This window comes from Streptomyces sp. NPDC047917 (assembly GCF_043204345.1).
GTDB lineage: Bacteria > Actinomycetota > Actinomycetes > Streptomycetales > Streptomycetaceae > Streptomyces > Streptomyces sanglieri.
Genome location: NZ_JBIDCA010000019.1, coordinates 1 through 22581 on the forward strand (window position 1 = coordinate 1; position 22581 = coordinate 22581).

Here is a 22581-nt window from a genome sequence, read left to right on the forward strand (position 1 = left end):
AGGCCCTCTACGAAACATGGGGATACCGCAAGATCGGCGAACGCCAGCCCTTCCCCGACTCCCCGCTCTACGCCGTCATGCTCCGCGGCCTCCCCGACACGTAAACCGGCCCGCAGTCGTTGCCCGCGCCCTTGCTGACAAGGTAGGGGATCATCGTCGGGGCGACGGCCACCGCGCACCCGTCTTGAGTCTGCTCCGGCAAGGGCAGTCCCAGTATGAGCCAGCCATCCAGTGGTAGAAGCGGCAGCTGACACCGGGCGGCCAGGTAGAAGTGCCGGTAGGCCGTCACCTCGTCGGTGGCGGCCTACCGGCGTTCGTTCGCTCTGATCAGCTCGGCTCGTCGGGGTAGAACGGTCCAAAGCTGTTGATCACCTTGCTGGTGCTCCAGTCGATCAGGGGTCAAGGCCCGCCGAGCCCGCCAAAGGTGCACACTCGCCTCTCCCGCCGGCCCCGAGGCTGGGCAGCCGGTTGTGTCCCGACTGCTGGCGCGGTGACTTCGTCCTCCGTCCCACCAGGAGGGTCCGTGGCGCGTCACGGCTGGAGGCCCTGGCCTTGGCCGGAGCCCGGCTGCTGGTCCTGCTGCTCGTGCTCTTGGCGACGCCGGTCGACCGGCCCGGTCGGGTCGACGGCCGGGGCCGGGTTCTCCCCATCCTCGATGGCGCGACGGCGCGCATTGGCCGCGCGAGATGACCTCCACCGGGTACCGGTGGCCTTTGTACGACGGTGCCGTGGAAGGCATGATCGGCTCCCCTCCCCGGACCCACCAACCCGGAGATCATCCCAGCCGACCGTCAAGGTGACAGTCCCGTCCATCGTGTTCACCAGGTCGATGAAGCGGGTGCTGCGGATCATCCGGGGCGGGAATCCACGGTCGTCAAGAACGTGGGAAAGATAGGCAGTTGACGCCGGGCTGCGCCCGGCCTTTGTTCCATTGGTGACAGAGCCACCGGTCACCACTGGTGCCGCACGTGCGGGTGGGTTTACGGGTGCAGGTCAAGATCCGGGTCAGCGTCCGGTTCCAGGGGTGCGAAGGCGAAGGTGCGGTACGGGTCCCAGTCCGTGCTGAGCCTGAGCCTGCGGCTCAACTGGGCCCAGCCGAGCGGGGCTGCGGCGATGACCCACGCGTCCGGGCTCTGCGCCGTGAGGCGTACCGCGGGCCGCAGCCAGGAGGCTGCCCGCTCCGGCCAGTCCACGATCGCGACGACCGTGCCCCCGTCGGCCTGCCAGGCGGCGCTAAAGGCTTCGGCCGCCGCCCGTGAGGCCGCGTCCCGGCTGTGCCCGACCGCGACGGTCGAGATGCCGGCGGCAGGCGCCGTCAGCAGAGCCAGCAGCGAACGGAGTTCAGCCTTGGTGTGCGGAGCGGGTGGTGGCATCCCGGCGTACCGTGCGGCCAGCGCTGCGGGCATCAGCGGGGAGCGGGAGAGATCCCGGATCTGCCGTCCCGTCATGCGGGTCATGCGGCATCGTGGAAGACCAGGCCCGGGGCGTGGCGGCGGCCGGACCGTACGGTGCTGACGCCGTGCCGCATACCGCCGGCCGGCCAGCCGCGCGTTGAACGGATGGGCCGGTCCCGGGTGGTGAAGATCAGGCCGTGCCCCCCGGGACGATCCGCCGGCACCGTAGGTGACGGACACGAAGGTCGGCGAGAGCGATTCGACCTGCCGGATCGTCCGCCAGAGGGTGCGTTCTCCGGCGTCGGTCTTGGGTGGGAAGAACTCGAAAGAGAAAGTACGGGTGCCAGTTGCCAGGATCTCGCGCAGGGTGCTCATGAGGGGCCTCCATGAGCGCTGAAGTAGCTGGCTTCGGGGTGGTGGATGGTGATCGCGTCGGTGGACTGCTCGGGGTGCAGCTGGAATTCCTCGGAGAGGTTCACTCCGATGCGTTCTGGCTTGAGTAGGTTCATGATCTTGGCGCGGTCCTCCAGGTTCGGGCATGCGGGGTAGCCGAGTGAGTAGCGGCAGCCCTGGTACTCGGTGCGGAACATCGCGTCCAGGTTGTCCGGGTCAGCGCCCGCTATCCCCAGCTCGGTCCTGACCCGCCCGTGCCAGTACTCCGCCAGCGCCTCGGTCAACTGCACCGAAAGACCGTGCAGTTCCATGTATTCGCGGTACGCGTTCGCGGCGAAGATCTCGTTCGCCGCCGCCGACACCCGGTTGCCGACCGTGACGACCTGCATCTCGATGACATCAATCTCGCCGGAGTCCTCCGGACGGAAGAAGTCTGCCAGGCACAACCGGCGCCCATGGCGCTGACGCGGGAAAGTGAAGCGTGTCCGTTCACCACCGTCCTCACCCAGAATGATCAGATCGTCGCCCTTGGACACGCACGGGAAGTACCCATACACGATCGCCGCTTCCAGCATGTTCTCGGTGTGCAGCCGGTCCAACCACATCCGCAACCGTGGCCGGCCCTCGGTCTCCACCAGCTCTTCGTACGAAGGACCGCTCCCACGGGCCGACTTCAACCCCCACTGCCCCTTGAACAACGCGGCCTCATCGACCCAGGCCGCGTAGTCCTTGAGCGGTGTGCCCTTGATGATCCGCGTGCCCCAGAACGGCGGGGTGGGCACCGGGTTGTCCGTGACCACGTTCGACCGGACCGAGCCGCGTTCCTCGTCCGGCTCCTCGATGACGATGACCGGCCGCTCCGCGACGCGGCGCTGCTTGAGTTCGGGGAGGGTGGCGCCGGGGACGCCGCGCTTGACGGCGATCAGCGTGTCCATCAGCCGCAGACCCTCGAAGGCATCGCGGGCGTAGCGGACCTCGCCCTCGTAGATCTCGTGCAGGTCCTGCTCGACATAGGCGCGGGTCAGCGCGGCGCCACCCAGGATCACGGGATAATCTGCGGCCATTCTGCGCTGGTTGAGCTCCTGGAGGTTCTCCTTCATGATCACCGTGGACTTCACCAGGAGACCCGACATGCCGATCACGTCGGCCTTGTGCTCGGTCGCCGCGTCCAGGATCGCCGCCACGGGCTGCTTGATCCCGAGGTTGACGACGTCGTAGCCATTGTTGGACAGGATGATGTCGACGAGGTTCTTGCCGATGTCATGGACGTCGCCACGCACGGTGGCCAGCACGATCGTGCCCTTGCCCTCCGCGTCGGACTTCTCCATGTGCGGTTCCAGATACGCCACCGCGGACTTCATGACCTCTGCGGACTGCAACACGAACGGCAACTGCATCTGCCCCGAACCGAACAGCTCACCGACAACCTTCATGCCCTCCAGCAGCGTGTCGTTGACGATCCGCAGCGCCGATTGAACGGTCAGCGCCTCGTCGAGATCCCGCTCCAGACCATTCTTCTCACCATCGATGATCCGCCGCTGCAACCGCTCATCCAGCGGCAGCGCCGCCAACTCCTCCGCCCGCTCCGCCTTCACCGACTTCATGTCGACGTGCTCGAACGCCTCCAAGAACGCCTCCAATGGGTCGTACCCCTCCCGCCGCCGGTCATAGACCAGATCCAACGCGATCTCTCGCTGCTCCTCAGGGATCCGCGCCACCGGGATGATCTTCGCGGCATGCACGATCGCCGAATCCAACCCCGCACCTACACACTCATTGAGGAACACCGAGTTCAGCACGACGCGGGCGGCCGGGTTGAGGCCGAAGGAGATGTTCGACAGACCGAGAGTCGTCTGCACCAGCGGGTGGCGACGCTTGAGTTCACGGATCGCCTCGATGGTGGCGATGCCGTCCTTGCGGGACTCCTCCTGGCCGGTCGCGATCGTAAAGGTCAGGCAGTCCACCAGGATGTCGGACTCCTGGATGCCCCAGTTGCCGGTCAGGTCCTCGATCAGCCGCTCCGCGATCGCGACCTTGTGCCCGGGAGTGCGGGCCTGGCCCTGCTCGTCGATCGTCAGCGCGATCAGTGCGGCACCGTGCTCCGAGGCCAGTGCGGTGACCTGTGCGAAACGTGACTCAGGCCCGTCGCCGTCCTCGTAGTTCACGGAGTTGATGACGGCACGGCCGCCGAGCTTCTCCAACCCCGCCCGCAGTACGGGCACTTCGGTGGAGTCCAGCACGATCGGGAGGGTGGAGGCCGTCGCGAAACGGCCCGCGATCTCACTCATGTCAAGAGCGCCGTCACGGCCCACGTAGTCGACACACAGGTCGAGCAGGTGCGCGCCCTCGCGGATCTGGTCGCGGGCCATCTCCACGCAGTCGTCCCAGCGCCCTTCGAGCATCGCTTCACGGAACTTCTTCGACCCGTTGGCGTTCGTGCGCTCACCGATCGCCAGATAGGACGCGTCCTGTTTGAACGGCACCGTCTGGTAGAGCGATGCCGCACCCGGCTCCGGGCGCGGGTTGCGCGGGGACAGGTCCAGGCCCCGCACCCGCTCCACGGTCTGCCGCAGGTGCTCGGGGGTCGTTCCGCAGCAGCCGCCCACCAGCGCCAACCCGTACTCCCGCACGAACGTCTCGTGCGCTTCGGCCAGCTCCTCCGGCGACAACGGGTAGTGCGCCCCGTCCTTGCTCAGCACCGGCAGACCGGCATTCGGCATGCAGGACACGGCGATCCGGGCGTGCTGCGCCAGATAGCGCAGGTGCTCACCCATCTCGGCCGGCCCCGTCGCGCAGTTCAGACCGATCAGGTCGATACCGAGCGGCTCCAGCGCCGTCAGCGCCGCACCGATCTCCGAACCCAGCAGCATCGCGCCCGTCGCCTCGACGGTCACCTGAGTGATGATCGGCAGTGCGGTCCCCAGCTTCCGCAGCGCACGGTGCGCGCCGAGAACCGCGGCCTTGGTCTGCAGGAGGTCCTGACTGGTCTCCACCAGGATCGCGTCCACACCGCCCTCCACGAGACCGGCGACGTTCTCCTCGTAGCCGTCCCGCAGGGCGGCGTAAGGGGCGTGACCCAGCGTCGGCAGCTTCGTACCGGGCCCGACCGAGCCCAGGACCCAGCGCGGCCGGTCCGGCGTGGCGAAACCGTCCGCCACCTCCCGCGCCAACCGAGCTCCGGACAAGGCCAGTTCGTGGATGCGCCCGGGTATGCCGTACTCCCCCAGCGCCGCCAGATTCGTACCGAAGGTGTTCGTCTCGACGCAGTCCACACGCGCCACGAAATACTCCTCGTGCACCGACCTCACAATGTCCGGCCGGGTGACATTGAGAACCTCGTTGCAACCCTCCAGGTTCTCGAAGTCGTCCAACGACGGATCCTGTGCCTGCAGCATCGTGCCCATCGCACCGTCGCCCACCACCCGCGTGGCCAACGCCGCCCGGAGGCTCTGCCCTCGTGCGGTCATGACAGCCCCGCAAGGATCGGATCGATCTCGGTTGCGGCGGCCGGGCCGTAGGTGCGCTCGATCCGGTGCAGGAGTTCGGCGGGAACGAGCTTGTACTCCTGGGGACCGACCGATTCGAGTACCACTGTGGCGATTGCGCAGCCGAGCCGGGCCGCTGCTTCGAGGGGAAGTCCGGCGTCGATGCCGGCCAGGAAGCCGGCCCGGAAGCCGTCGCCCACGCCAGTGGGGTCGACCGGGGCCAGGGTGAGTACCGCAGGGACGTTCAGCGGGGGTTGGCCCTCGCGCGCGATGATCACGCCGCCGGGGCCCTGGGTCGTGATCCAGGTGCCGGACCTGTGCAGGATGTCGTCCGTGGTCCAGCCGGTGCGTTCCTGGAGCAGCGCCGCCTCGTACTCGTTGGTGAACAGGTACGTGGCGCCCTCCACCAGACGGCGGGTCTGGTCCCTGTCGAGCCGGGCCAGCTGCTGTGAGGGGTCGGCGGAGAACGGCAGGCCGAGGAGCCGGCACTCGTCGGTGTGGCGCAGCATGGCGTCGATGTCGTTGGGCGCGATCACGACGAGCCCGGGGGATTCACCGTGTTCGGCGATCGAGGCGAGGCCGATGTGTTTCGCCTCGGACATGGCGCCGGCGTAGAATGTCGCGATCTGGTTCTGGTCGGCGTCGGTGGTGCACACGAACCGTGCGGTGTGGAGGGTCGTGCTGACGCGGACGGATCCGGTGTCCACTCCGGTCTCCCGGAGCCATGCGTCGTAGTCGGTGAAGTCCGTGCCCGCCGCGCCGGCGAGCACGGGCCGCAGGCCCAGCCGGGCCAGGCCGACGGCGATGTTGGCGGCGACTCCCCCGCGCCGTACCTCCAGGGTGTCGGCGAGGAACGACAGCGAGACCCGGTCGAGGTGTTCGGGGATCAGTTGGTCGGCGAAACGTCCGGGAAAGACCATCCCGCATCTGTGGCTGGACGGGGGGCGCGGCGCCGGCAGTTCGCTGTACGACCGGCTCGGTGCCGGCTTCACGCTGCTGCGCCTCGGGGCGTCACCACCGGACGGCGCCGCGCTGTGCGCCGCCGCCGCGGACCGTGGTGTGCCGCTGACGGTCCTGGACGTGCCCGGACCCGTCGGACGTGAGCTGTACGGCCGCGGTCTGGCCCTGGTCCGGCCCGATCAGCACCTGGCGTGGCGCGGCGACCGCCTCCCACGCGACGCCGTCTCCCTGCTGGCGCAGGTGACGGGCGCCGGGTGAGCCGACGGGGCGGATGCGCCGGTTTCAGTCCGCCGAACGCAGCGCGTCCACCCCGGCGCGGGCGATGAACAGGTTCTTGCCGTCGCGCGATCCGCTGACACCGATCGCCCCGATCAGCGCGATACCGGGCTGGCTGCCCAGGCTGCTCACCAGCATGATGTTGTCCTCGATGGCCTTGCCGAACACATCGGTGGCCGTGTGCAGGGTCAGCGCGGTGTTGGCCTTGTTCAGCGCGACCGTGGTGGCTGTGTCAGCCGTACCCTCCCTCCTGGCCATCGCCGTCATGTTGCCCCCGGCATCGATCACCACCAACGAGACCCGGCAGTCCAGTTCCTCCGCGTGGGCCAGTGCCGCGCCGATGACCCGCTGCGCGCCGGCCAGGCTGATACTCCGGGCGGTGAACACCGCGGTTTCGGTCTTCCCAAGGTCACTCACGTCGATGTCTCCATCTTCGTTCTTTCGATGTTCCGACGGACACCTGCTGGGTGTCCGTCCCTTTCGGGGGAACAACACCGCCGACGGTCCGGCCGTTGCAACGGACCCCGTCCCGCCGGGGTTTACCCACCAGCGGCTGAGTGCCGCCACCGGCTGACACCCATGGCAACCCATCCGGAGACTCCTCATGGAAGAACAACCGCCCGCCCGGCACTCGGGCTGGCTCCTGGTCTCGCTGCTCGGCGGGATGTTCCTCGGCAGCGTGGACATCGCGATCGTCAACATCGCGACACCGTCGATCCGGGATCATCTCGGAGCCTCCGGCGGCCAGTTGGAGCTGATCGTCTCGGGCTACACACTGACCTACGCGATGCTGCTGATCACCAGCGCCCGGCTGGGCGACCGGCACGGATACCGCACGGTGTACCTGATCGGCCTCGTGGTGTTCACCGCCGCCTCCGCCGCCTGCGGCTTCGCCCCGACGGCAGGGGTGCTCATCGGGGCGAGGATCGTCCAGGGCGCCGGCGCGGCGATGGCCACCTCGCAGGTGCTGACCGGGATCCAGCTGCACTTCGAGGGACGGGAACGGGCCCGGGCCCTCGGCCTCTACACCGCTGTGCTCTCCACCAGTGCCGTCCTCGGCCAGGTGCTGGGCGGGGTGCTGGTTTCGGCCAACCTGTTCGGCACCGCCTGGCGACCCGCCTTCATCATCAACGTGCCGGTCGGCATCGCCCTGTTCGCGGTCGCGTGGTTCTGCCTGCCCGCGGTGGCGCCGAAGCGAAGCAAACGGCTCGACGTCCCGGGCGCGCTGACCCTGTCGGCGGCGCTGCTGCTGCTCGTGGTGCCGATCGTGATGGGCCGGGAGGCCGGCTGGCCGCTGTGGACCTGGGCCAGTCTGGCGGCCTCGGTGGCCGCTTTCGTGCTGTTCGTCCGGGTGGAGCGCCGCCAGGCCGCCCGCGGCGGCAACCCGCTGGTCACCCTCTCGCTGCTGACCCGGCGGCCCGTGGCCCTGGCGCTGATCTCGCAGGCCGCCACAGTGGCCACCTACTTCGGGCTGCTTTTCGCCCTCGCCCTCTACCTTCAGCAGGGGCTGGGCAGGAGCGCCGGATTCTCCGGTCTGTCCCTGGTGTCCTGGGTCGCCGCGTTCGGTGTCGCGGGACCGCTCCTCGGCCGCTCCGGACCACGTGCGAAGCGGCTCGCCGCTCCGGTCGGGCGGCTGGTGCTGGGTGCCGCCTTCGCCGGTCTCGCACTGACCCTCGCCGCCGGGCAGGCCAGCAACGACGCTCTGCTGATCGCCCTGCTGGGCATCGGCGGTCTCGGGTACGGCGCGGCCTTCAGCGGCACCCTGACCGGACTGACCAGCACCGTCACCGACGAGTACGCCGCTGAGGTCAGCGGGCTGTTCAACACCACCATCCAGGTGGGTGGTTCGCTCGGCGTCGCCGTGTTCGGCACGGTCTACCTGGACATCGCCCCGCATGCCGGCCGCGCCGACGCGGTCTCGGCGTTCACCGTTGTCGCCGCCTCGCTGGCGGGCACTGCAGTCGTCGCCGCGGTGATCGCCCAGTGGGCGCTGCGCCCGTCGCGGCCCGTGGCCCCCGCGCCGAGCGAGGAGCCGCGCTCCGAACCGGCGCTGCGCCGCTGACCGCCATTGCCCGGACGTACGCCGCCTCGCCACCGGTTCCGGTGGCGAGGCGGCGTACGTCCGGGCGCTCTCAAACCCGCGGCTGCACGCCCGCGCGCTGACGCGCTATCAGCTGGCGCTCCACCTCCGGCGGCAGCTCCTCCAGTTCCGCCCGCTGCGCCGGCTTCCACCCTGTGACGGGCGAGCAGGCGTGGTAGCCCCTGAGCCGCGCGAGCGGAGCGACCGCGCCGTACAGGGCGCGCTGCAGCGGCCACGGGCGACCGGTGAACCGCAGCACGTCGGAGAACTCCCGCAGAGTCAAGGAGGTCTGCATCAGGTTCGGCTTCCCCTGGTCGTCGCTCCGGCCCTCCTCCGCCAGGCCGAAGAGCTCGCGGAGCAGCAGGACCTCGAACCGTTCCGCCCGGTTGGTGAACTCGACGATCGCCAGGGTCTCTTCGTCGTCGCTCGCGCTGTAGAAGCGGTGCGACGTGCCCGGCGGGACGCCACTGTCTGCCCAGTCTCGTCCAGGATGACGTCCCGGTCGGCCATGCTGACCCGGAGCCGGCCGCGGACGAGCGTGAACCGCTCCTCGCTCGCCGGGTGGAGGTGATAGTCGGCGGCGAAGCCACCGGGAGCGACGTACAGGTCCAGTACCGACCGGGCGCCGCCGGTGTCGGCGGCGGCCGTACGGACGACGATCTTCTGACGGCACGGGGGGTTGTAGTAGACCTCACCGGCACTCACGGCCATCTTCCCTCTCCTTGCTGCATTCTGCGCGGTGGGACACCGGTCGGGTGTTCCCATGTCCTCTCACGTACCTGCGCTGCTGCGTATCTGTGCTATTACCTGCTTGTGCTGTTACCTGCCTGTGCTGCTGAACGGCGCGGGGCACGGCCCCAGCGGCCGGTCCCGGCGGCGGGGGAACCGCCGGAACCACCGCCGGGGCCGTGCCCCGCGCCCTGCCCGGAACCCGTCCGCACCCACCGGACCGAGGGGTGTTCAGGAGGGCATCTTGGTGCCGCAGATGATTCCGCGGACGGGGATCACATCCGGCGGCATGGTGCTGATGTCCCGCGAGATCGCCTTGGTGACCTTGAAGCCGCAGGCTTCCATCCACTGCTCGTACGTGGAGATCTTCTGCGGTCCGCCCTGGGCCATGGTGCAGCCGAGCATGTACGCCGGGAAGAAGTCCACAGAGTTCGAGACCTTCACGTCCTCGGGGTGGATGGGCACCGGGACGTAGACCTGTCCGCCTACCTCCAGCGCATCATGGGCGCTCTGGAATATGCGGTGGACGTTCTCCTTGTCGAACATGTCCAGGAAGTGCTTGATCATGATGGTGTCGAAGCCCTTGGGGAGGCCCTGGAACACGTCACCGCCGATGAACGAGCAGTTCTCCTCCACGCCGTGCTTGCGGAAGTTCTCCTGGGCCTCGGTCTCCTTCTCCGGGAAGTCGAAGCACGTCACCTGAAGGTTCTCGGCACCCTTGACGCCCTTGTGGCGGTAGGCGAAGATCGCGCCGAGACCGGTGTTCCCGGCCAGGTCAAGGATCTTCGTGTCCTTGCCGACGTCCAGCTGGTCGTAGAACCAAGGGTCGATGAAATCGGTGACCTGGTCCATCATGGCGCCCCAGGACGCCTGGAGTTCGGGGTACCGCGTGCTCGCCTCGTAGAAGTTGCCGTCGAAGTCGAAGAGTTCCTTGAGGCCGACGACGGTACCGGTCCTGACGCTGTCGGACAGGTGGTAGAGCTGTCGCAGGCAGACCTCCTTGACCATGTTCATCCACGGGATGACCCGCGCGAGGTCCTCGTCCGTCAGGTCCCGCAGACCGTCCAGCGCGTAGGTGGACGCGGTCTCGTCGAAGGAGACGAAGTCTTCCTTCACCATCAGGTGCAGCAACTGCTCGGCGGCGGAGGGGGTCACGCCGGCCTTCTTCGCTATCTGAGCTGCAGTCAGCCCGCCGCTCCTGTCCTCCTTGAGCGAATCGACGATTCCCAGTTCGAAACAGCTGAGCAGGTTCATGAACCTGAGCGGGCCCAGAGTGTATTCACGGAACTTGGTGAGTACGGCGTCCTGCGAGCTCATCGGTCTCCTTCGTTGGCCTGTCCGGTTTCCTGGCCTGTCCGGCGTCGTTCGGGGCAAGCGTCGTGTGTGCCAAACGTAGAAGCCGGATCGGTGCCGAGCACTCCGGAAGTTGCGGCCGAACCGGGAGCACCGTATGACGGCGTTCCGGAGCACCCGACGGGGAGGGGCGAGAACGACGGCACGAACTGCGGCGACGGGGACCGCGCAACCCTCTACACCCAGCCGGTGTTCTGAACGGCGATGGACGAAACGGCCGAACACCTGACGGAGCGACTGGCAGTGGACCTCGACGACGGCTTCACGGAGCTGGTACGCCTCCACGCCAGGGCGGTCCACGCGTTCCTGTTCCGGGTCACCGGGTCAGCCGTCGAAGCGGAGGACCTGGGACAGGACACCTTCCTGCGCGCCTACACGGCCCTGCGGGGCTACTCCCCTTCGCGCCGACGGGAGTTACGGTGCCGCGCCTGGCTGATGACCATCGCGGCCAACGTCTGGCGCAACCAGATCCGTACCAACGTCCGCCACCCGGTGTCGCCGACCCCGGTCGAGAACTCCGCCGATTCCTGGGCCGACGAGAGCCCCGGGCCGGAGGAACAGGCCACCACCGCCGACGACCGGGGCCGGCTGGTCTCGGCGCTGACCGAACTCCCCGAGAAGTCCCGGGTCGCGGTGGTCCTGCGGCACGTCGTCGGGATGAGCTACGGGGAGATCGCCGAGTCCCAGGGATGCCCGGTGGGCACCGTCAAGGCGCAGGTCTCCCGCGGGGTCGGTAATCTGCGGGAGCTGCTGGAAGCCGGCGGTCCACCCCCGAGGGAGGTGCTGAAGTGAGTCAGAACGACAACGCGGGCCCCGCGCCCCGGGACCACTCCCTGGAGGACGCGCTGGCCGGCCTCACGTCTCCCGGCCCGGTGGATCTGACGCTGCGCATTCTGCGGCACGTCGGGATCTCCCACGAGCGGTACGACGCCTATGTCCTGCTGGACACCGACGCGGGCGGCCTGTACGCGGCGTACAGCCCGACCGCGGTCACCGGCTCCGCACTGGAGTCGATGGTGGTCAGCCCCGAGATGTTCGAGGAGATCCACTGGCAGCGGACCGGACGCACCGCCATCCGCTCCACCGTGCCCTTCCCCGGGCTGCGCCCCGCCCTGCGGACCGGACGCGCCAAGTCGCTGCCCGTCGACCTCACCGGCCTCGACGCCCATGAGCGCGCCGTGCTGGAGGCCGTCAGGACCGTGCCGAAGGGCCAGTTGCGGCCGGTCAGCTGGATTGCGCGGGAGGCGGACGTGGTGGACGTGCCGGGCGTCAACGGCTTCGTCGCTGGGACTCTGGCGCGGAACCCGCTGACACTGCTGATCCCTTGCCACCGGGTCACCTACGAGGACGGCACCCCGTGCGACGGCGCGTACACCCCGGCCACCGGCAGGGCGCTGCGAGCCGCGGAGGGGATCGACATGCTGCGGCTGGCGGAGCTGTTCCGGCGCGGCGGCGTCCTGCTCGGCAGCGACACCACCTACATCTACTGCCATCCGACCTGTGCCCACGCCCGCCGGATCACCCCTCCCCACCAGCGGCCCTTCCGCACCGCCGCCGAGGCCAGGGGCGCCGGTTACCGCGCCTGCCGGAGCTGCCGGCCGGTCTCCGTCTGAGGACTGTCCGGTACGGCGCACGACGCGCTGTCCGGTAGGACGTACGACGCGGGGGGCAACCCTTCCCGGCGCACTGGTGTTCCGTTGTGTGCGGTGCGCGGTCGCCCACCGCCCCGGCACGACACACGGGAGGGACATCCGACATGCGCGACGAACTCGACGACGAGCCCCGCTGGTGGGGCTCCGGACTGCTGGCCCGTCATCCCGCCGACGCGGTGTGGGCGCGGGCCGACTCCGAGGTGACCTACGAACGGCTGCGTGTGCAGGTCACCTCCCTGCGACGGCTCTTCGAGGCGTACGGTGTGCGGCCCGGAGCTACCGTGGCGATCCAGGGCGCGCAGAGCTTCACCCAGCTGTGGTCGGTCCTCGCGCTGTGGTCGCAGGGGGCCCAGGTACTGCTCATGGGCCCGGGGATCCGCGGCAGGGAGCTGGAGCGGCTCCTGGACCGCTGCCGGCCGCAGTTCTACGTCGCCTTCGGCAACGGCGGCCCCCGGTACCGAACCTTCCACGACGAGGCCGAACTCCTCGTCCGCAAACTGCGCGGCGGACAGCGGGCGGTGACCGGCCACTGCCTCATCCACTTCACCTCCGGCAGCACCGGCTTCGCCAAGGCGGTCGCCCGCACCCCGCAGTCGCTGCTTGCCGAAACAGGCTGCCGGAGGAGGACCGCGCGTCCTGCCCGGCCCGGGTGACGCCGATACTCTGACCGAGGGCGGTCTTGACGCGGACACGGCCCGGCAGACCGCGGAGGGCAGTCTCGACACCGGGTGGACGGCCTGCGCCGACCACGACCGGCACCCGCTCACCCGACAGCCGTGCCAGATCACCTTCCTGGACTGTTTTCACTGCGGGAACTGCCTGGTCACCCGGGACCATCTGCCCCGTCTCCTCGGCCTGCTCGACGCCCTGGCCCAGCGCCGCCAGGAGCTGTCCGACGAGGTGTGGTGGCAGCGCTACGGCCCGGCCTGGGTCGCCATCCGCCAGGACATCCTCGTCAAGTTCACCCCCGCCAAACTCCAGCAGGCCCGGACCGAGCAGCCGCAGGACGCTCTGCTTGACCTGGTCGAGAACCCTTGGGAACTGCCGTGACCACCGCCATGCGACTCCTGCCCGGTCCGGGCCTGCTCCCGCAGGCCCGGACCGACACAACGGATCCGTACGTCTTCCACGGTCGGCGCCTACGTGAGGGCTGTCGGCTCGAAGACACCTCGCGGTTCAGCGACGACGTCTGGGTCTTGGACCCGGCGATGCTCAAGAAGCACGAGCCCCGGTCCATCCTCGACTTCACCCTCATTCCCGCCACCAACCGGCAAGCCGCGAAGGAACTCTGCTACGCGATGCTGTCCGGGACTGTCCCGGCAGGCGAGGACCGGCCCGCCGTCGGCAGCATCCGCACCGCCTTCACCGAGTACATCCGGTTCCTGCGCTGGGCCGCCGATCGCTCCACTCGTCTGGACGCCCTGACAAGACGGGACCTTGAGGACTTCCAGCGCTTCCTGATCAAGTCGCTGCCCGCATCTGACGCCCGCCAGAAGGCCCGCTCAGCAGCGCGCAAGTTCTGGATCTGGCGCAACTCCCTGCCCTCGGACGCCCTGCGGTTCGACCCCCGGCACCTCGACGGATGGAGCGAGCCCAAGGCACACAGCGGCGAGAACGCCACCGCACGGATCCCTGAAGAGGTACTCGGGCCGCTGTTCGTCTGGGCGATGCGCTTCATCAACGAGTTCTCCGCCGACATCCTCGCGGCGGACCGCTACTGGAGGACCCCGCTGGCAGCGCCGGCAGAGCCGCACGTCTACGGTGCCCTGCCCACCCAGCTGCGGGCCTGGCTGGACGAGCAGATCGCGGCACGGCGGCCGCTGCCCGGCTGGCGCGGCGAGCCCAGCACCACCGGGGGCGCCGACGCGCTGGGCCGCAGCCCGATCTCGCTCGGCCGCTACCGGCACCTGATCGAGGACGCCGCCGCCATCGTGGGACTCACCTCGCAGACCGTCGGCGACCGGCCCATCCGCGGCCGCCTCGACGACCGGCCGTGGATCGCGGCGATCCTGGCCGACCACACCGAGCCCGACAGCCTCGCCGCCCTGGCCCGCATGCTGCAGGACGCCTGCTACCTGGTCCTTTCCTTTCTCTCCGGCGCTCGCGACAGCGAGATCAAGCACCTCAAACGCGGTGGCCTGAGGACCGAGTGCGACGCGGACGGGGTGCCTTATCGCTGGAAGATGCACAGCCTGGCCTTCAAGGCCGAGGACGACCCCGCCGGCGTCCCGGCCGTCTGGAGCATCGGGGAGCCCGCTGCCCGGGCCATCGCCGTCTTGGAGCAGTTGCAGCCGCCCGGCACCGACTTCCTCTTCGCCCGCCTTGGGCACAGCCCAGGGGTCAAGCGCACGGCCGTCAGCCAGGTGCTGACCAGCGGGGCTACCAATGCCCACCTGAACACCTTCGCCGCCTGGATCAACGCCTACTGTCAGCAGCACGGCCGCACCGACGGTATTCCCGCGGTCAACAAGCAGCCCTGGCACCTGAAAAACAGCCAGTTCAGACGGACTTTGGCGTGGTTCATCGCGCGCCGCCCGGCGGGGTCATTGCCGGGGCGCTTGCCTACCGGCACCACTGCGTCCAAGTTTTCGAAGGCTACGCGGGGACCAGCGAGTCCGGCTTCCGGGCCGAGGTGGAGAGCGAGCAGGCCCTCGCCCGCGGCGAACATCTCATGGCCGCGATCGACGCCCACGAGCACACCGGCCTCACCGGCCCGGCCGTCGAGGAGGCCGCCCGCCGCCTGGAGGAGTTCGGCGCACGAGCCCGATTCCAGGGCAAGGTCGTCCTCGACGACAACCGTCTGCGACGGCTCATGGCCAAGCACGACCCGGCCGTCTATCCCGGCGAGTACATCACCTGCGTCCACAACCACGCCAAGGCCCTCTGCGAACGCGCCCGCCGGGGACGGGCGGAGGGGCTCCCGGACCATGGCGGCTGCAAGCCCCTGGCCTGCCGCAACGTCGCGCTCACCCCGGAGAACAGCGCGGCCTGGCAGCGCGAGGTCGACCGCATCACCCGCCGTCTGGCCTCCCGGCCCACGCTGCCGCCGCTGCTGCGGCACCGGCTGGAGTCCCGCCGCGCGGAGATCACCGCGTTCCTCCTCGAGAACACTACCGTTCTGGAGTCTGCATGAGCCGTCCTGCCGACATCCCCGCCGAGGCCCGCGTCCGCCGGGTCATGGACCGGTACATGACGGAGTGCCAGACCAACGGCACCAGGCCGAGCGTCCTCTCCCTGGCCACCAAGCTCGGCCTGAGCAACACCACCTTCCGGCGGCACTTCCCTGACCTGGCCAAAGAGACCTCCACCGTCCGCCCCAACCCGGAACCCGCCACCGCGGCGGAGAAGCATCCGAGCCCCTATGAGATCCTTGCCGCCAGAAACGCCAAGCTCCGCCGGGCGAACCGGTCACTGACGGAGAACCTCCGCTTCGCGGCGGCCCAGATCCAGCACCTGGCCGTGGACAACGCCCACCTGCGCGAAGCCCTCGAAGCCAGCAGCAAGGTCACCCGCATCGATCGGACCGGTCGTCCTGGACACTGACGATGGCCAGTCGGCCGCAATCCGAGCCGGTGGGCGATGGCGCAAGCCGTGCCGAACAGCCCTCACCAGCAGGGCCGTTGGCCAAGGAGGCCAGACTTCGGTCCCCTGGAGCGGCGCCGAGGTTTGAGCGCCGTGGCCTGAGCTCTGGCGAGCAGATCGGTGAGAACCTCCACGTCGCAGGCACTGTCCAGTTCCGAAAGGCTCCTCTCTACCGATTCCACATCCCTGCTGGTCGGGTCCATGTCCATGTGGTCGAGGGCGAAGGTCAGCAGCTTGCAGTGCCGGAGACCGTCCCCCAGTGCCCGGGCACGGAAGAGCTCGGCTCGCAGACCCTCGGCGTCCAGGACCTCGCACTGCGCTGCGAGGGCGTGGAAGTCGCTGCGTGACCAACCCACGATGGTCTGGAAGTCGTGCTCACACAAGGTGTCGTCGAAGCAGGCCAGGAGAAGGGCAGACCGGGCGGTGGACCAGGCAGAGCCCGAGATCAGGACGCGGTCCACCCGTCCGTGCTGCAGCTGCACGCCGTCGGCGGCGAGCCAGCGAGATTCGGGTTCCGGAGGCGGTTCCGTCGATCTGACGCGACGAAGCTCGTCGAAGAAGGATCGGCACGTTTCCACCGATGGCTCGCCGTCCGCAGGTGGGCGCCGGTGATAGAGGGCTATGAAGAGCGCGCGCTCGACGATGTCCGTCTCGTCCCGACCTAGGAGGACGCTGCCCGGCAGCAGGTCAGCGGTCATATCTCCCGGATCCGCTGCCGCCACCACGCTGCTGCATGCCATGAACTCACCGATGCGGCAGATGGGTCGGGCAGGGTGCGACGGAGGAATTCCTCATCAAGTCGGGCGACGATCCTGCGCAGCCCTCCCCGCGCTGCGGGCGGCAGTCGGCGGAGGGCGTCTTCGAGGGTGTCCCGGGCGTCCGTCGGGTCGCAGCAGGGGCAGTCGTCCCAAGGCAAATACAGGTATCGGCCGGGCCTCTGGAGGAAACTCTCGTATCGGTGCAGGGCCTCAGCAACAGCACCGGGCCAAAGGTGCCAGGCTTCGATCTGGTTGATGGCCGCCCGAGTTCGGCGGGGAATGCCTGGAATCTGGCGGACGGGACGGGTCATGCTTCGGGCTGGCCACCGCTGAGCGCGGATGGCGCCGGGCGGCCTACGCGCCATCGGCCTTTCGGGTCTGCGTCATGACGCCCATCATGCCAGAGCTCACGGTCACAGTCGGCGGGTGGGCCCGGCGGAGAATGACGGCACCAGCCCACCGACACAGGCCCAGAAGACTCTGACCACCGGTCAACGGTCAGCTCTCAACTACCTCCACAACTTGGCCCTGGACGTCTGCACGCACTCGCTGGTCGCCTTCCGGCTGACGCTGGTCTCCGACACCTCCGTCAACATCGCGATGGCGCTGCGGGACGTGACGATGCCGCTGCCGATGCGGACGGACTGGGGCGAGGACCTGGAATGGCCCTACCCCGGCCAGCCCGCCGCGATGGTGGCCGAGTTCGCCGGGCACGCGGTGGCCGGCCTGCCGTTCTTCGCCCCGGAGACGGTGACCGCCGACCACGGATCGGTCTATCGCAGCCACCACCTGGTCGAGGTCGAGCGGATGCTCGGCTGCCAGGTCCTGCCCGCGCGGGTGCTGCGGCCGACAAGGCCGCCGTCGAGCGGGCCTTCGGCGTGATCAGGCAACTGCTGTTCGAGCACCGAGTCGGCTACACCGGCGTCGCCGACCGCAGGGCCGACCCGGCCGCGGACGCGGTGCTGACGGCCGACCAGTTCGAGCACCTGATCGCGACCTGGATCGTCTCCGTCCGGCAAAAGCGCAAGCTGGGCGAGTACGCCCCCGCCTGGGATCCGGACGGCCCGCACAGTCCGAACTCGCTGTTCGCGGCGTCGTTCGCGCAGACCGGCTTCTCGATGGACATCCCCTCTCCGGAGCTGTTCTACGAGCTGCTGCCCGCTCACCACGTCCGCATCGACAAGCGGCGCGGGGTGAAGATCCGCGGACTTTGGTATGACGACATCGAGGTCTTGCGTGACTACCGCGGCGAGCTGTCGGCGCGGGGCGGCAAGCACAAGGGCAAGTGGCTCATCCGCCGCGATCCGCGGGATCGGCGTCGGGTGGTCTTCCAGGACCCGATCAGTCACGACTGGCACCCACTGCCCTGGAACAGGCATGCCCCGGGCCGGGCAGATGCCGGCCTTCGGGGACGCGCGGGCCAGTGCTCTGCTCGCGAAGGCCGCAGCGGCCGGGCTGATGCCGCAACCGGACGCCGAACTGCTGCCGGTGCTGCTGGAGCTGATCGGCTCGAACATCCCGGTCGGCAAGTGGCCGACCCAGCTGAAGAAGTCCCAGCGCACCGAACACGCCCGCGAGGCCCACCAGGCCAAGGCTGCGCAGGCCGACCGGCCGCCGAGCCCGCCCGCACCGTGCCCCTCGTCGGCGCGGACTGGTGCGCGTGGAAGGGACCTGCCATGCGTAACGGCAAGAAGAACGGCACGTCTCCTAGAACCAGCTGGTGACCCACTGCCGAGTTGCGGGGTTCCATGCGACGTCAGTGATCTGTCCGTCCTTGATGCTGACGGCGTGCCAACTGTCAGAAATCCACCGGACGGTTGTGGGGACATCGCCAAGCCCGTGTATGTCGGTGAAGTCGATGGCAGGGAGTAGTGCCAGGGCCTCTACTGGGGTGTGGGTGGAGAGCTGGATCCTCGTTCCCCCTTCGGCGGTGACGGTAAGAGAGGACTCGACCAGGTCGGCTACTTCCTCCTCCGTGCTGATGTCGCCGGCTTCTACCTGCGCACCAAGAAAGCTCATGGAGCGGGTGAGGATGGCGGGCCGTGGCACATGTCGCAGAATGCGCACGGCGACCTCTTCGATCCGCTCGCCCAAGCCGGTTCCCAGAACGGTCGCTACCGAGGTGATGAACGGCGCAAGCGTGACCGCGATGAGCACGTCGGGCAGTTGCATGTCCGACAACGCTCCGTCGACGGACACGCGACGGGACGCGATGTCCAGCTCCCGGCGGTCCAGGTATTCCGTAGCTTGGTCCTTCGCCCAGTAGCCCATTTTTCATCCCCTGCCGCCCGCCCCGTACATGGGCTATCAGCTTCTCCTGACAGCGGACGCGGCGCTGCCGGTTCCCGGGGCCGGGGCTGTCTGCCCGAGATTTCACTGGCCCCCTATTGGAGAGGTGCCGCACCGCGCCGGATTCACCAGACCGTTGTGACCGCTGACGATGCCCGGCTGACCGGCCGGCGGTCAGCGTGGCTCCGCCTCGGTCCGGTCCGGGTCCCGCACCCCCCGCAGTCCCGGCCCAGCGCAAGGCCCGCCGCGAGTACGAGAACCGGGTCAGCACGCTCACGCCCCAACCGAGATCATTCTCAGCGCCAACCGCTGTACCGATGTTCCCGAGGCCGTGGAGGCCCGTGAGTTCAGGAGAGCTGAAGGGCTCTCGTTGCGAACCCGAGGGTCCAGTGTCCTGATTCTCAGGTGCGGCCCTTGGGTTGGTTGTGAACCCGCGCGTGTGACCTCGCCGATGTGGGGGTGGGAGTGTCGTGCGGAATCGGTCTCACGCTTCGTCGCGGTGTATGAGGTGGCCGTCGGTCAGCCGCCAGTAGTGCTGGTGGTCAGTCAATTGCCAGGTCTCGTCGGCAGCAATCGCCTGTGTGATCCATTCGTGGAGTTGCGGGAGGGCATGCGCTCGCAGTACGGCGCGGGTGGCAGCACGATCAGTGGCATCGACCGGGTGGACGTCAATGCGGAAGCCGACCATGTCCGGGTGGATGCCGCGGCCGTAGTTGCGGGGGTTCGGGGCAACCCACCTTGCTCCCAGGACGATGGTCCCGCTGTCATGCCCGGTGAGGAATGCCAGGTCCGTGACTCGGGTCATGCAGGGGCCGAGACACTCGTGGATGTCGGTGGTGGTCAGTGGCCAGGCACGGTGCCGGGGCAGTCTTCGATTTCGTGCGGACATGGCAAGCAGAATGACAGAAGGTCACTGTCGGCTCTCGGGCATTTGTTCGGCGGCCTGCTCCAGCAACGCCCGTGCGGAGTCCGCGTAGCGCATCGCGGTCTTCTCGTCGAGCCCGAAGATCTCGGCGAGGTGGAGCGGGTCAGGGCCTCTGCCCATGGCCTCTTCGAGCTGCCGGTCGACGCGGGTTCTCTCCAGGGTCGCTTCCTGTCCCCGCATCGGAGCGCTGATCCAGTGATTGCTGGCCCGGCTCGTCGTGTTGGCGGTCTGGTTGTTGATCAGCAGGTGGAGGTTCGCGGTGGTCGGCCACCGGCGACGCCGGTGCTCCAGCCAGTCCAGCAGCAGCTGCAAGGTGAGATCGTCGAGCGGGTGGGCGCGTCCGGCGATGGTCAGCCGGCGGTTGCCGAGGTCGGCGTCGTCGAGCATGAGGTTGGCGATCTGGGCGACCCGGGCGGCGTGGCCCGCTGCGAGGGCGAGGATAAGCCGGGTCGCCGGGGTGGTGGCCGCCGCAACGGAGCGGTCGACCTGCTCGGGGATGAGCGGTTGCAGCACGGCGTACTCGTACTGCCCGACCTTGATCCGGCTGGTGGGGTTGCGGAAGATCAGCCCGTTCCGCTTGGCCCAGGTGAACAGCGAGCGTAGGCGAACGAGTTGGTCGTGCCGCTGGTGGCCGTGCAGCGTCTTGATGTAGGTGAGGACGTCGTCGCGTGTCACTTCGCGCAGGTGGTCGTAGGGGTTCGACCATTCCAGCAGGGCCGGGCAGGCAGCGACGGTCGTCAGTTCCCCGGGTCCTTGTCGCCCTTCCGCCGGTTGCTGCTGTACGACACCGCCCCGCGCACGTCCCACCTCGCCTGGCAGCACATTCCGCAGCTCCTGCCCGAGACCTGGATCCGGCAGCACTTCGACGTCCCCGCCCACCTCCACCAGGCACTCCGTCGGGCCCTGCCCGTCCACCTCGTCCAGATGCTCTCCAACGCAACGCAGCGGCTCAGCGCACAACGTGGGCTCGGTAATTTGCCTGAGTCCGTACCGTCGGCGCCTGCTGGTGTCGAGTGTCATGCCGGATCTACGCGCCAGGGGCGGGCCGGGTGACGGTCTGTCCTTCCGGCTCATCCGAATGTGCGCCCTGCCCGGACCGGGATCGTTTGGGGCATGTGCGGTGGCCCGGTGGCTGCGCCGGATGTCCCGGGTGGCGTCCATGGAACGGGAAGGCTCTGGGAGGGAAGGTTCCCGGGCTGCGTGATCAGCCGGCCTGGAAACAGCCCCGGACCAGGCTGCGTTCAACATAGGCCGAAATCGACGATCAAAGTGGCGGGTGACGCCGATAGCAAGGACGTCCAGGGGGTGCGGACAGAATTTACGGCGTGCGAGCAGAAGACATACGCCATACCGTGAAATCGGATGTCCGAATACTTGGAGCGGTGGAGGGAACATGCCTGACTGCAATGAGCTTTCGAAGAGGATTGACGAACTGGACGGAACCTTGCAGAAGTGCCTCAGCGGAGAACCGGGAGGAGACTGTGCAAATCAGCGCATGGCTTTCGAGGCTGCGGTTCAGGCATATTACAGAGCGGGGTGCATGGGTAAACATCACTCAGGCGGTCTCAAATGGGTGCAGCTCAAGGACATCAATGATGGCCTGGATCTTTCGGTGCGGACCCCGGACAACAAGATCGTCGTCGTCGACGACTTCCTCAATCCGCCTGGCATTCCCGGCCTCCACGAAGGCATCCCGGCTCACATCACTACCACTCCGAAATCGCCTGGTTGGGACGTCAGAGTAATCAGTGATTCGGATCCCCGCTATACGATCTGCTTCGATAACGAACCGGTGATTCCGTATGTCAGTCCCCGCCTTGGCGTCAGCTTCCACCATTGCGGTGAGCCGGATTCGTTGATGTACTTCCACTTCAAGGACAAGGTCATCCTGGACCGTCCTCGGGGAACGCTCGGCGTGGACTGTGTCACGCTCCACGTCTTGAATACACAGCTCGACCCTGACGGCGGCTACGGAATCCGAGTGGGTCCGGACAACATCATCGAATACCAAGAGTGATCTCGGAACTTCCGGGGCCCAGCCCTGCTCTCGACTCGGAGAGATGGCGGGGCTTTCAGGGTCACGAGGCGACCTGTGGCGACGGCCCGTCCCGCGCGCAGGGACAATCGCTGACGGGGGCTATCCGGGCACCGTCGCCGCCGGATACGCCTTCTCCCGCGACCGGCTGCCGGTGACGACCAACTGCTCACGGGCACCGGCGGCAACGCTGACCATCGCCTCGACCAGGTCGGTCCAGCGGGTGAGGACCTTGGCCACCACGGCTGTGCCGGAGGTCTCCAGCACGCTGGTGGCCGCTCCGTCCTGGTGGGCGAACAGCACCTCGGGCCGTTCCCGGTGCAGCTGGCACAGACCTGCCCGGTTCCGCTTGCCTGTGCGGCGTCGGCCGGACTCCCAGGCGCTCATCAGACTCGTGTCCGTCGCACCCCCGGTGATCGCGTTCAAGGCGTCGGCTGCCTCCTCCAGCGTCATATTCCGCGCAACCCCGGCCCGCCTGAGCGCCGAATCCGTGCTGCCGGCCGCGGCCACGGACACCGCCCCCTCCGTCCGCCGGCATGTACTCGCAGTCTCCCCTGCCCACGAGCGGTTCAGCAGGCCCTCACCAGCCTTCTCCCCGCCAGTACGTTCCGTGTGCCGGGCGGGAGTGGGACGGTCCCGCCCGGCACGCGATCCGCTGCTTCCCGTCGAC

21 protein-coding genes and 4 pseudogenes are annotated in these 22581 nt (G+C 68.4%); 11 read left to right on the forward strand and 14 right to left on the reverse strand.

Going from position 1 to position 22581, the window contains the following annotated elements; translation table 11 throughout:
- Positions 1 to 104: pseudogene (locus ACGF8B_RS36635) on the forward strand (GNAT family N-acetyltransferase); the annotation flags it as partial.
- Positions 105 to 980: 876 nt separating this feature from the next.
- Here ACGF8B_RS36635 and ACGF8B_RS36640 read toward each other — a convergent pair.
- From ACGF8B_RS36640 to ACGF8B_RS36660, 5 genes and pseudogenes are all read right to left on the reverse strand, one after another.
- Positions 981 to 1457: a hypothetical protein gene (locus tag ACGF8B_RS36640; RefSeq protein WP_392746944.1), complete on the reverse strand. Its 477-nt coding sequence runs from the start codon at positions 1455 to 1457 to the stop codon at positions 981 to 983.
- Positions 1454 to 1603: pseudogene (locus ACGF8B_RS36645) on the reverse strand (2OG-Fe(II) oxygenase); the annotation flags it as partial. The pseudogene ACGF8B_RS36645 and the gene ACGF8B_RS36640, both read right to left, overlap by 4 nt.
- A pseudogene (locus ACGF8B_RS36650) lies at positions 1599 to 1769 on the reverse strand (methylenetetrahydrofolate reductase); the annotation flags it as partial. The pseudogenes ACGF8B_RS36650 and ACGF8B_RS36645, both read right to left, overlap by 5 nt.
- A complete protein-coding gene (metH, locus tag ACGF8B_RS36655) occupies positions 1766 to 5254 on the reverse strand; it encodes a methionine synthase (protein WP_392746702.1) in 3489 nt (1162 codons plus the stop codon). The pseudogene ACGF8B_RS36650 and the gene metH, both read right to left, overlap by 4 nt.
- Positions 5251 to 6192 carry a carbohydrate kinase family protein gene (locus ACGF8B_RS36660; RefSeq protein ID WP_392746704.1) on the reverse strand — a complete coding sequence of 314 codons (942 nt, stop codon included), beginning with the start codon at positions 6190 to 6192 and terminating at the stop codon, positions 5251 to 5253. Before ACGF8B_RS36660 ends, metH begins: the two co-directional genes overlap by 4 nt.
- Here ACGF8B_RS36660 and ACGF8B_RS36665 point away from each other — a divergent pair.
- Positions 6077 to 6490 carry a hypothetical protein gene (locus ACGF8B_RS36665; protein WP_392746705.1) on the forward strand — a complete coding sequence of 138 codons (414 nt, stop codon included), beginning with the start codon at positions 6077 to 6079 and terminating at the stop codon, positions 6488 to 6490. The genes ACGF8B_RS36660 and ACGF8B_RS36665 overlap by 116 nt on opposite strands.
- A gap of 24 nt (positions 6491 to 6514) precedes the next feature.
- Here the strand turns inward: ACGF8B_RS36665 and ACGF8B_RS36670 are convergent, their stop codons facing one another.
- Positions 6515 to 6925 (reverse strand): heme-binding protein, encoded by a 411-nt coding sequence (locus ACGF8B_RS36670; protein WP_392746707.1) that lies wholly within the window; start codon positions 6923 to 6925, stop codon positions 6515 to 6517.
- 187 nt (positions 6926 to 7112) lie between these two features.
- Here ACGF8B_RS36670 and ACGF8B_RS36675 point away from each other — a divergent pair, with 187 nt between their 5' ends.
- Complete coding sequence (locus tag ACGF8B_RS36675) at positions 7113 to 8570, forward strand: MFS transporter (protein WP_392746709.1); 1458 nt, start codon at positions 7113 to 7115, stop codon at positions 8568 to 8570.
- Positions 8571 to 8640: 70 nt separating this feature from the next.
- On the opposite strand, the gene ACGF8B_RS36680 is transcribed toward ACGF8B_RS36675, so the two are convergent.
- The 3 genes from ACGF8B_RS36680 to ACGF8B_RS36690 all read right to left on the reverse strand — a co-directional run bounded on the left by ACGF8B_RS36680 (position 8641) and on the right by ACGF8B_RS36690 (position 10634).
- Positions 8641 to 8883, reverse strand: coding sequence for a hypothetical protein (locus ACGF8B_RS36680; RefSeq protein ID WP_392746711.1), 243 nt, complete (start codon positions 8881 to 8883; stop codon positions 8641 to 8643).
- A complete protein-coding gene (locus ACGF8B_RS36685) occupies positions 8883 to 9299 on the reverse strand; it encodes a cupin domain-containing protein (protein ID WP_392746713.1) in 417 nt (138 codons plus the stop codon). Before ACGF8B_RS36685 ends, ACGF8B_RS36680 begins: the two co-directional genes overlap by 1 nt.
- A gap of 249 nt (positions 9300 to 9548) precedes the next feature.
- The gene (locus ACGF8B_RS36690; protein ID WP_392746715.1) at positions 9549 to 10634 is read right to left on the reverse strand and encodes a methyltransferase; all 1086 of its coding nucleotides are present in this window, start codon (positions 10632 to 10634) and stop codon (positions 9549 to 9551) included.
- A gap of 240 nt (positions 10635 to 10874) precedes the next feature.
- Between ACGF8B_RS36690 and ACGF8B_RS36695 the strand changes: the two genes are divergently transcribed.
- The 6 genes from ACGF8B_RS36695 (at position 10875) to ACGF8B_RS36720 (ending at position 15865) form a co-directional block, all read left to right on the forward strand.
- Positions 10875 to 11462: an RNA polymerase sigma factor gene (locus ACGF8B_RS36695; RefSeq protein ID WP_392746716.1), complete on the forward strand. Its 588-nt coding sequence runs from the start codon at positions 10875 to 10877 to the stop codon at positions 11460 to 11462.
- A complete protein-coding gene (locus tag ACGF8B_RS36700; RefSeq protein WP_392746717.1) occupies positions 11459 to 12283 on the forward strand; it encodes an MGMT family protein in 825 nt (274 codons plus the stop codon). The genes ACGF8B_RS36695 and ACGF8B_RS36700 overlap by 4 nt, the downstream gene beginning before the upstream one ends.
- Positions 12284 to 12426: 143 nt before the next feature.
- Entirely contained in the window at positions 12427 to 12975 is a 549-nt protein-coding gene (locus ACGF8B_RS36705) for an AMP-binding protein (protein WP_392746719.1), read from the forward strand.
- Positions 12923 to 13372: a hypothetical protein gene (locus ACGF8B_RS36710; RefSeq protein WP_392746720.1), complete on the forward strand. Its 450-nt coding sequence runs from the start codon at positions 12923 to 12925 to the stop codon at positions 13370 to 13372. The genes ACGF8B_RS36705 and ACGF8B_RS36710 overlap by 53 nt, the downstream gene beginning before the upstream one ends.
- Positions 13373 to 14837: 1465 nt before the next feature.
- Positions 14838 to 15455 carry a hypothetical protein gene (locus ACGF8B_RS36715; RefSeq protein ID WP_392746722.1) on the forward strand — a complete coding sequence of 206 codons (618 nt, stop codon included), beginning with the start codon at positions 14838 to 14840 and terminating at the stop codon, positions 15453 to 15455.
- The gene (locus ACGF8B_RS36720; protein ID WP_392746723.1) at positions 15452 to 15865 is read left to right on the forward strand and encodes a hypothetical protein; all 414 of its coding nucleotides are present in this window, start codon (positions 15452 to 15454) and stop codon (positions 15863 to 15865) included. Before ACGF8B_RS36715 ends, ACGF8B_RS36720 begins: the two co-directional genes overlap by 4 nt.
- Before the next feature lie 62 nt (positions 15866 to 15927).
- On the opposite strand, the gene ACGF8B_RS36725 is transcribed toward ACGF8B_RS36720, so the two are convergent.
- Positions 15928 to 16602: a hypothetical protein gene (locus ACGF8B_RS36725; protein WP_392746725.1), complete on the reverse strand. Its 675-nt coding sequence runs from the start codon at positions 16600 to 16602 to the stop codon at positions 15928 to 15930.
- Between the two features lie 582 nt (positions 16603 to 17184).
- Between ACGF8B_RS36725 and ACGF8B_RS36730 the strand changes: the two are divergent.
- Positions 17185 to 18304, forward strand: a pseudogene (locus tag ACGF8B_RS36730) (transposase); the annotation flags it as partial.
- 65 nt (positions 18305 to 18369) lie between these two features.
- Here ACGF8B_RS36730 and ACGF8B_RS36735 read toward each other — a convergent pair.
- The 3 genes from ACGF8B_RS36735 to ACGF8B_RS36745 form a co-directional block, all read right to left on the reverse strand.
- Positions 18370 to 18933, reverse strand: a complete 564-nt coding sequence (locus tag ACGF8B_RS36735) for a hypothetical protein (RefSeq protein ID WP_392746726.1) — start codon at positions 18931 to 18933, stop codon at positions 18370 to 18372.
- 502 nt (positions 18934 to 19435) lie between these two features.
- Positions 19436 to 19840, reverse strand: coding sequence for a hypothetical protein (locus ACGF8B_RS36740; RefSeq protein ID WP_392746728.1), 405 nt, complete (start codon positions 19838 to 19840; stop codon positions 19436 to 19438).
- Between the two features lie 21 nt (positions 19841 to 19861).
- Positions 19862 to 20836, reverse strand: coding sequence for a hypothetical protein (locus ACGF8B_RS36745; RefSeq protein WP_392746730.1), 975 nt, complete (start codon positions 20834 to 20836; stop codon positions 19862 to 19864).
- A 433-nt stretch (positions 20837 to 21269) separates the two neighbouring features.
- Here ACGF8B_RS36745 and ACGF8B_RS36750 point away from each other — a divergent pair, with 433 nt between their 5' ends.
- On the forward strand, positions 21270 to 21893 hold the full coding sequence (locus ACGF8B_RS36750; RefSeq protein WP_392746731.1) for a hypothetical protein: 624 nt from the start codon (positions 21270 to 21272) through the stop codon (positions 21891 to 21893).
- A 120-nt stretch (positions 21894 to 22013) separates the two neighbouring features.
- Here the strand turns inward: ACGF8B_RS36750 and ACGF8B_RS36755 are convergent, their stop codons facing one another.
- A complete protein-coding gene (locus ACGF8B_RS36755; RefSeq protein WP_392746733.1) occupies positions 22014 to 22364 on the reverse strand; it encodes a hypothetical protein in 351 nt (116 codons plus the stop codon).
- Between the last annotated feature and the right edge of the window lie 217 nt (positions 22365 to 22581).

Excerpts from the sequence above, each read along its gene's own strand:
- ACGF8B_RS36690 (WP_392746715.1), bottom strand. The coding sequence starts at position 10,634 with ATGAGCTCGCAGGACGCCGTACTCACCAAGTTCCGTGAATACACTCTG.
- ACGF8B_RS36640 (WP_392746944.1), bottom strand. The coding sequence starts at position 1,457 with ATGACCCGCATGACGGGACGGCAGATCCGGGATCTCTCCCGCTCCCCG.
- ACGF8B_RS36750 (WP_392746731.1), top strand. The coding sequence starts at position 21,270 with ATGCCTGACTGCAATGAGCTTTCGAAGAGGATTGACGAACTGGACGGA.
- ACGF8B_RS36675 (WP_392746709.1), top strand. The coding sequence starts at position 7,113 with ATGGAAGAACAACCGCCCGCCCGGCACTCGGGCTGGCTCCTGGTCTCG.
- ACGF8B_RS36680 (WP_392746711.1), bottom strand. The coding sequence starts at position 8,883 with ATGCAGACCTCCTTGACTCTGCGGGAGTTCTCCGACGTGCTGCGGTTC.
- ACGF8B_RS36660 (WP_392746704.1), bottom strand. The coding sequence starts at position 6,192 with ATGGTCTTTCCCGGACGTTTCGCCGACCAACTGATCCCCGAACACCTC.
- ACGF8B_RS36685 (WP_392746713.1), bottom strand. The coding sequence starts at position 9,299 with ATGGCCGTGAGTGCCGGTGAGGTCTACTACAACCCCCCGTGCCGTCAG.
- ACGF8B_RS36720 (WP_392746723.1), top strand. The coding sequence starts at position 15,452 with ATGAGCCGTCCTGCCGACATCCCCGCCGAGGCCCGCGTCCGCCGGGTC.
- metH (WP_392746702.1), bottom strand. The coding sequence starts at position 5,254 with ATGACCGCACGAGGGCAGAGCCTCCGGGCGGCGTTGGCCACGCGGGTG.
- ACGF8B_RS36740 (WP_392746728.1), bottom strand. The coding sequence starts at position 19,840 with ATGTCCGCACGAAATCGAAGACTGCCCCGGCACCGTGCCTGGCCACTG.
- ACGF8B_RS36725 (WP_392746725.1), bottom strand. The coding sequence starts at position 16,602 with ATGACCGCTGACCTGCTGCCGGGCAGCGTCCTCCTAGGTCGGGACGAG.
- ACGF8B_RS36735 (WP_392746726.1), bottom strand. The coding sequence starts at position 18,933 with ATGGGCTACTGGGCGAAGGACCAAGCTACGGAATACCTGGACCGCCGG.
- ACGF8B_RS36755 (WP_392746733.1), bottom strand. The coding sequence starts at position 22,364 with ATGACGCTGGAGGAGGCAGCCGACGCCTTGAACGCGATCACCGGGGGT.
- ACGF8B_RS36705 (WP_392746719.1), top strand. The coding sequence starts at position 12,427 with ATGCGCGACGAACTCGACGACGAGCCCCGCTGGTGGGGCTCCGGACTG.
- ACGF8B_RS36695 (WP_392746716.1), top strand. The coding sequence starts at position 10,875 with ATGGACGAAACGGCCGAACACCTGACGGAGCGACTGGCAGTGGACCTC.
- ACGF8B_RS36665 (WP_392746705.1), top strand. The coding sequence starts at position 6,077 with ATGTTGGCGGCGACTCCCCCGCGCCGTACCTCCAGGGTGTCGGCGAGG.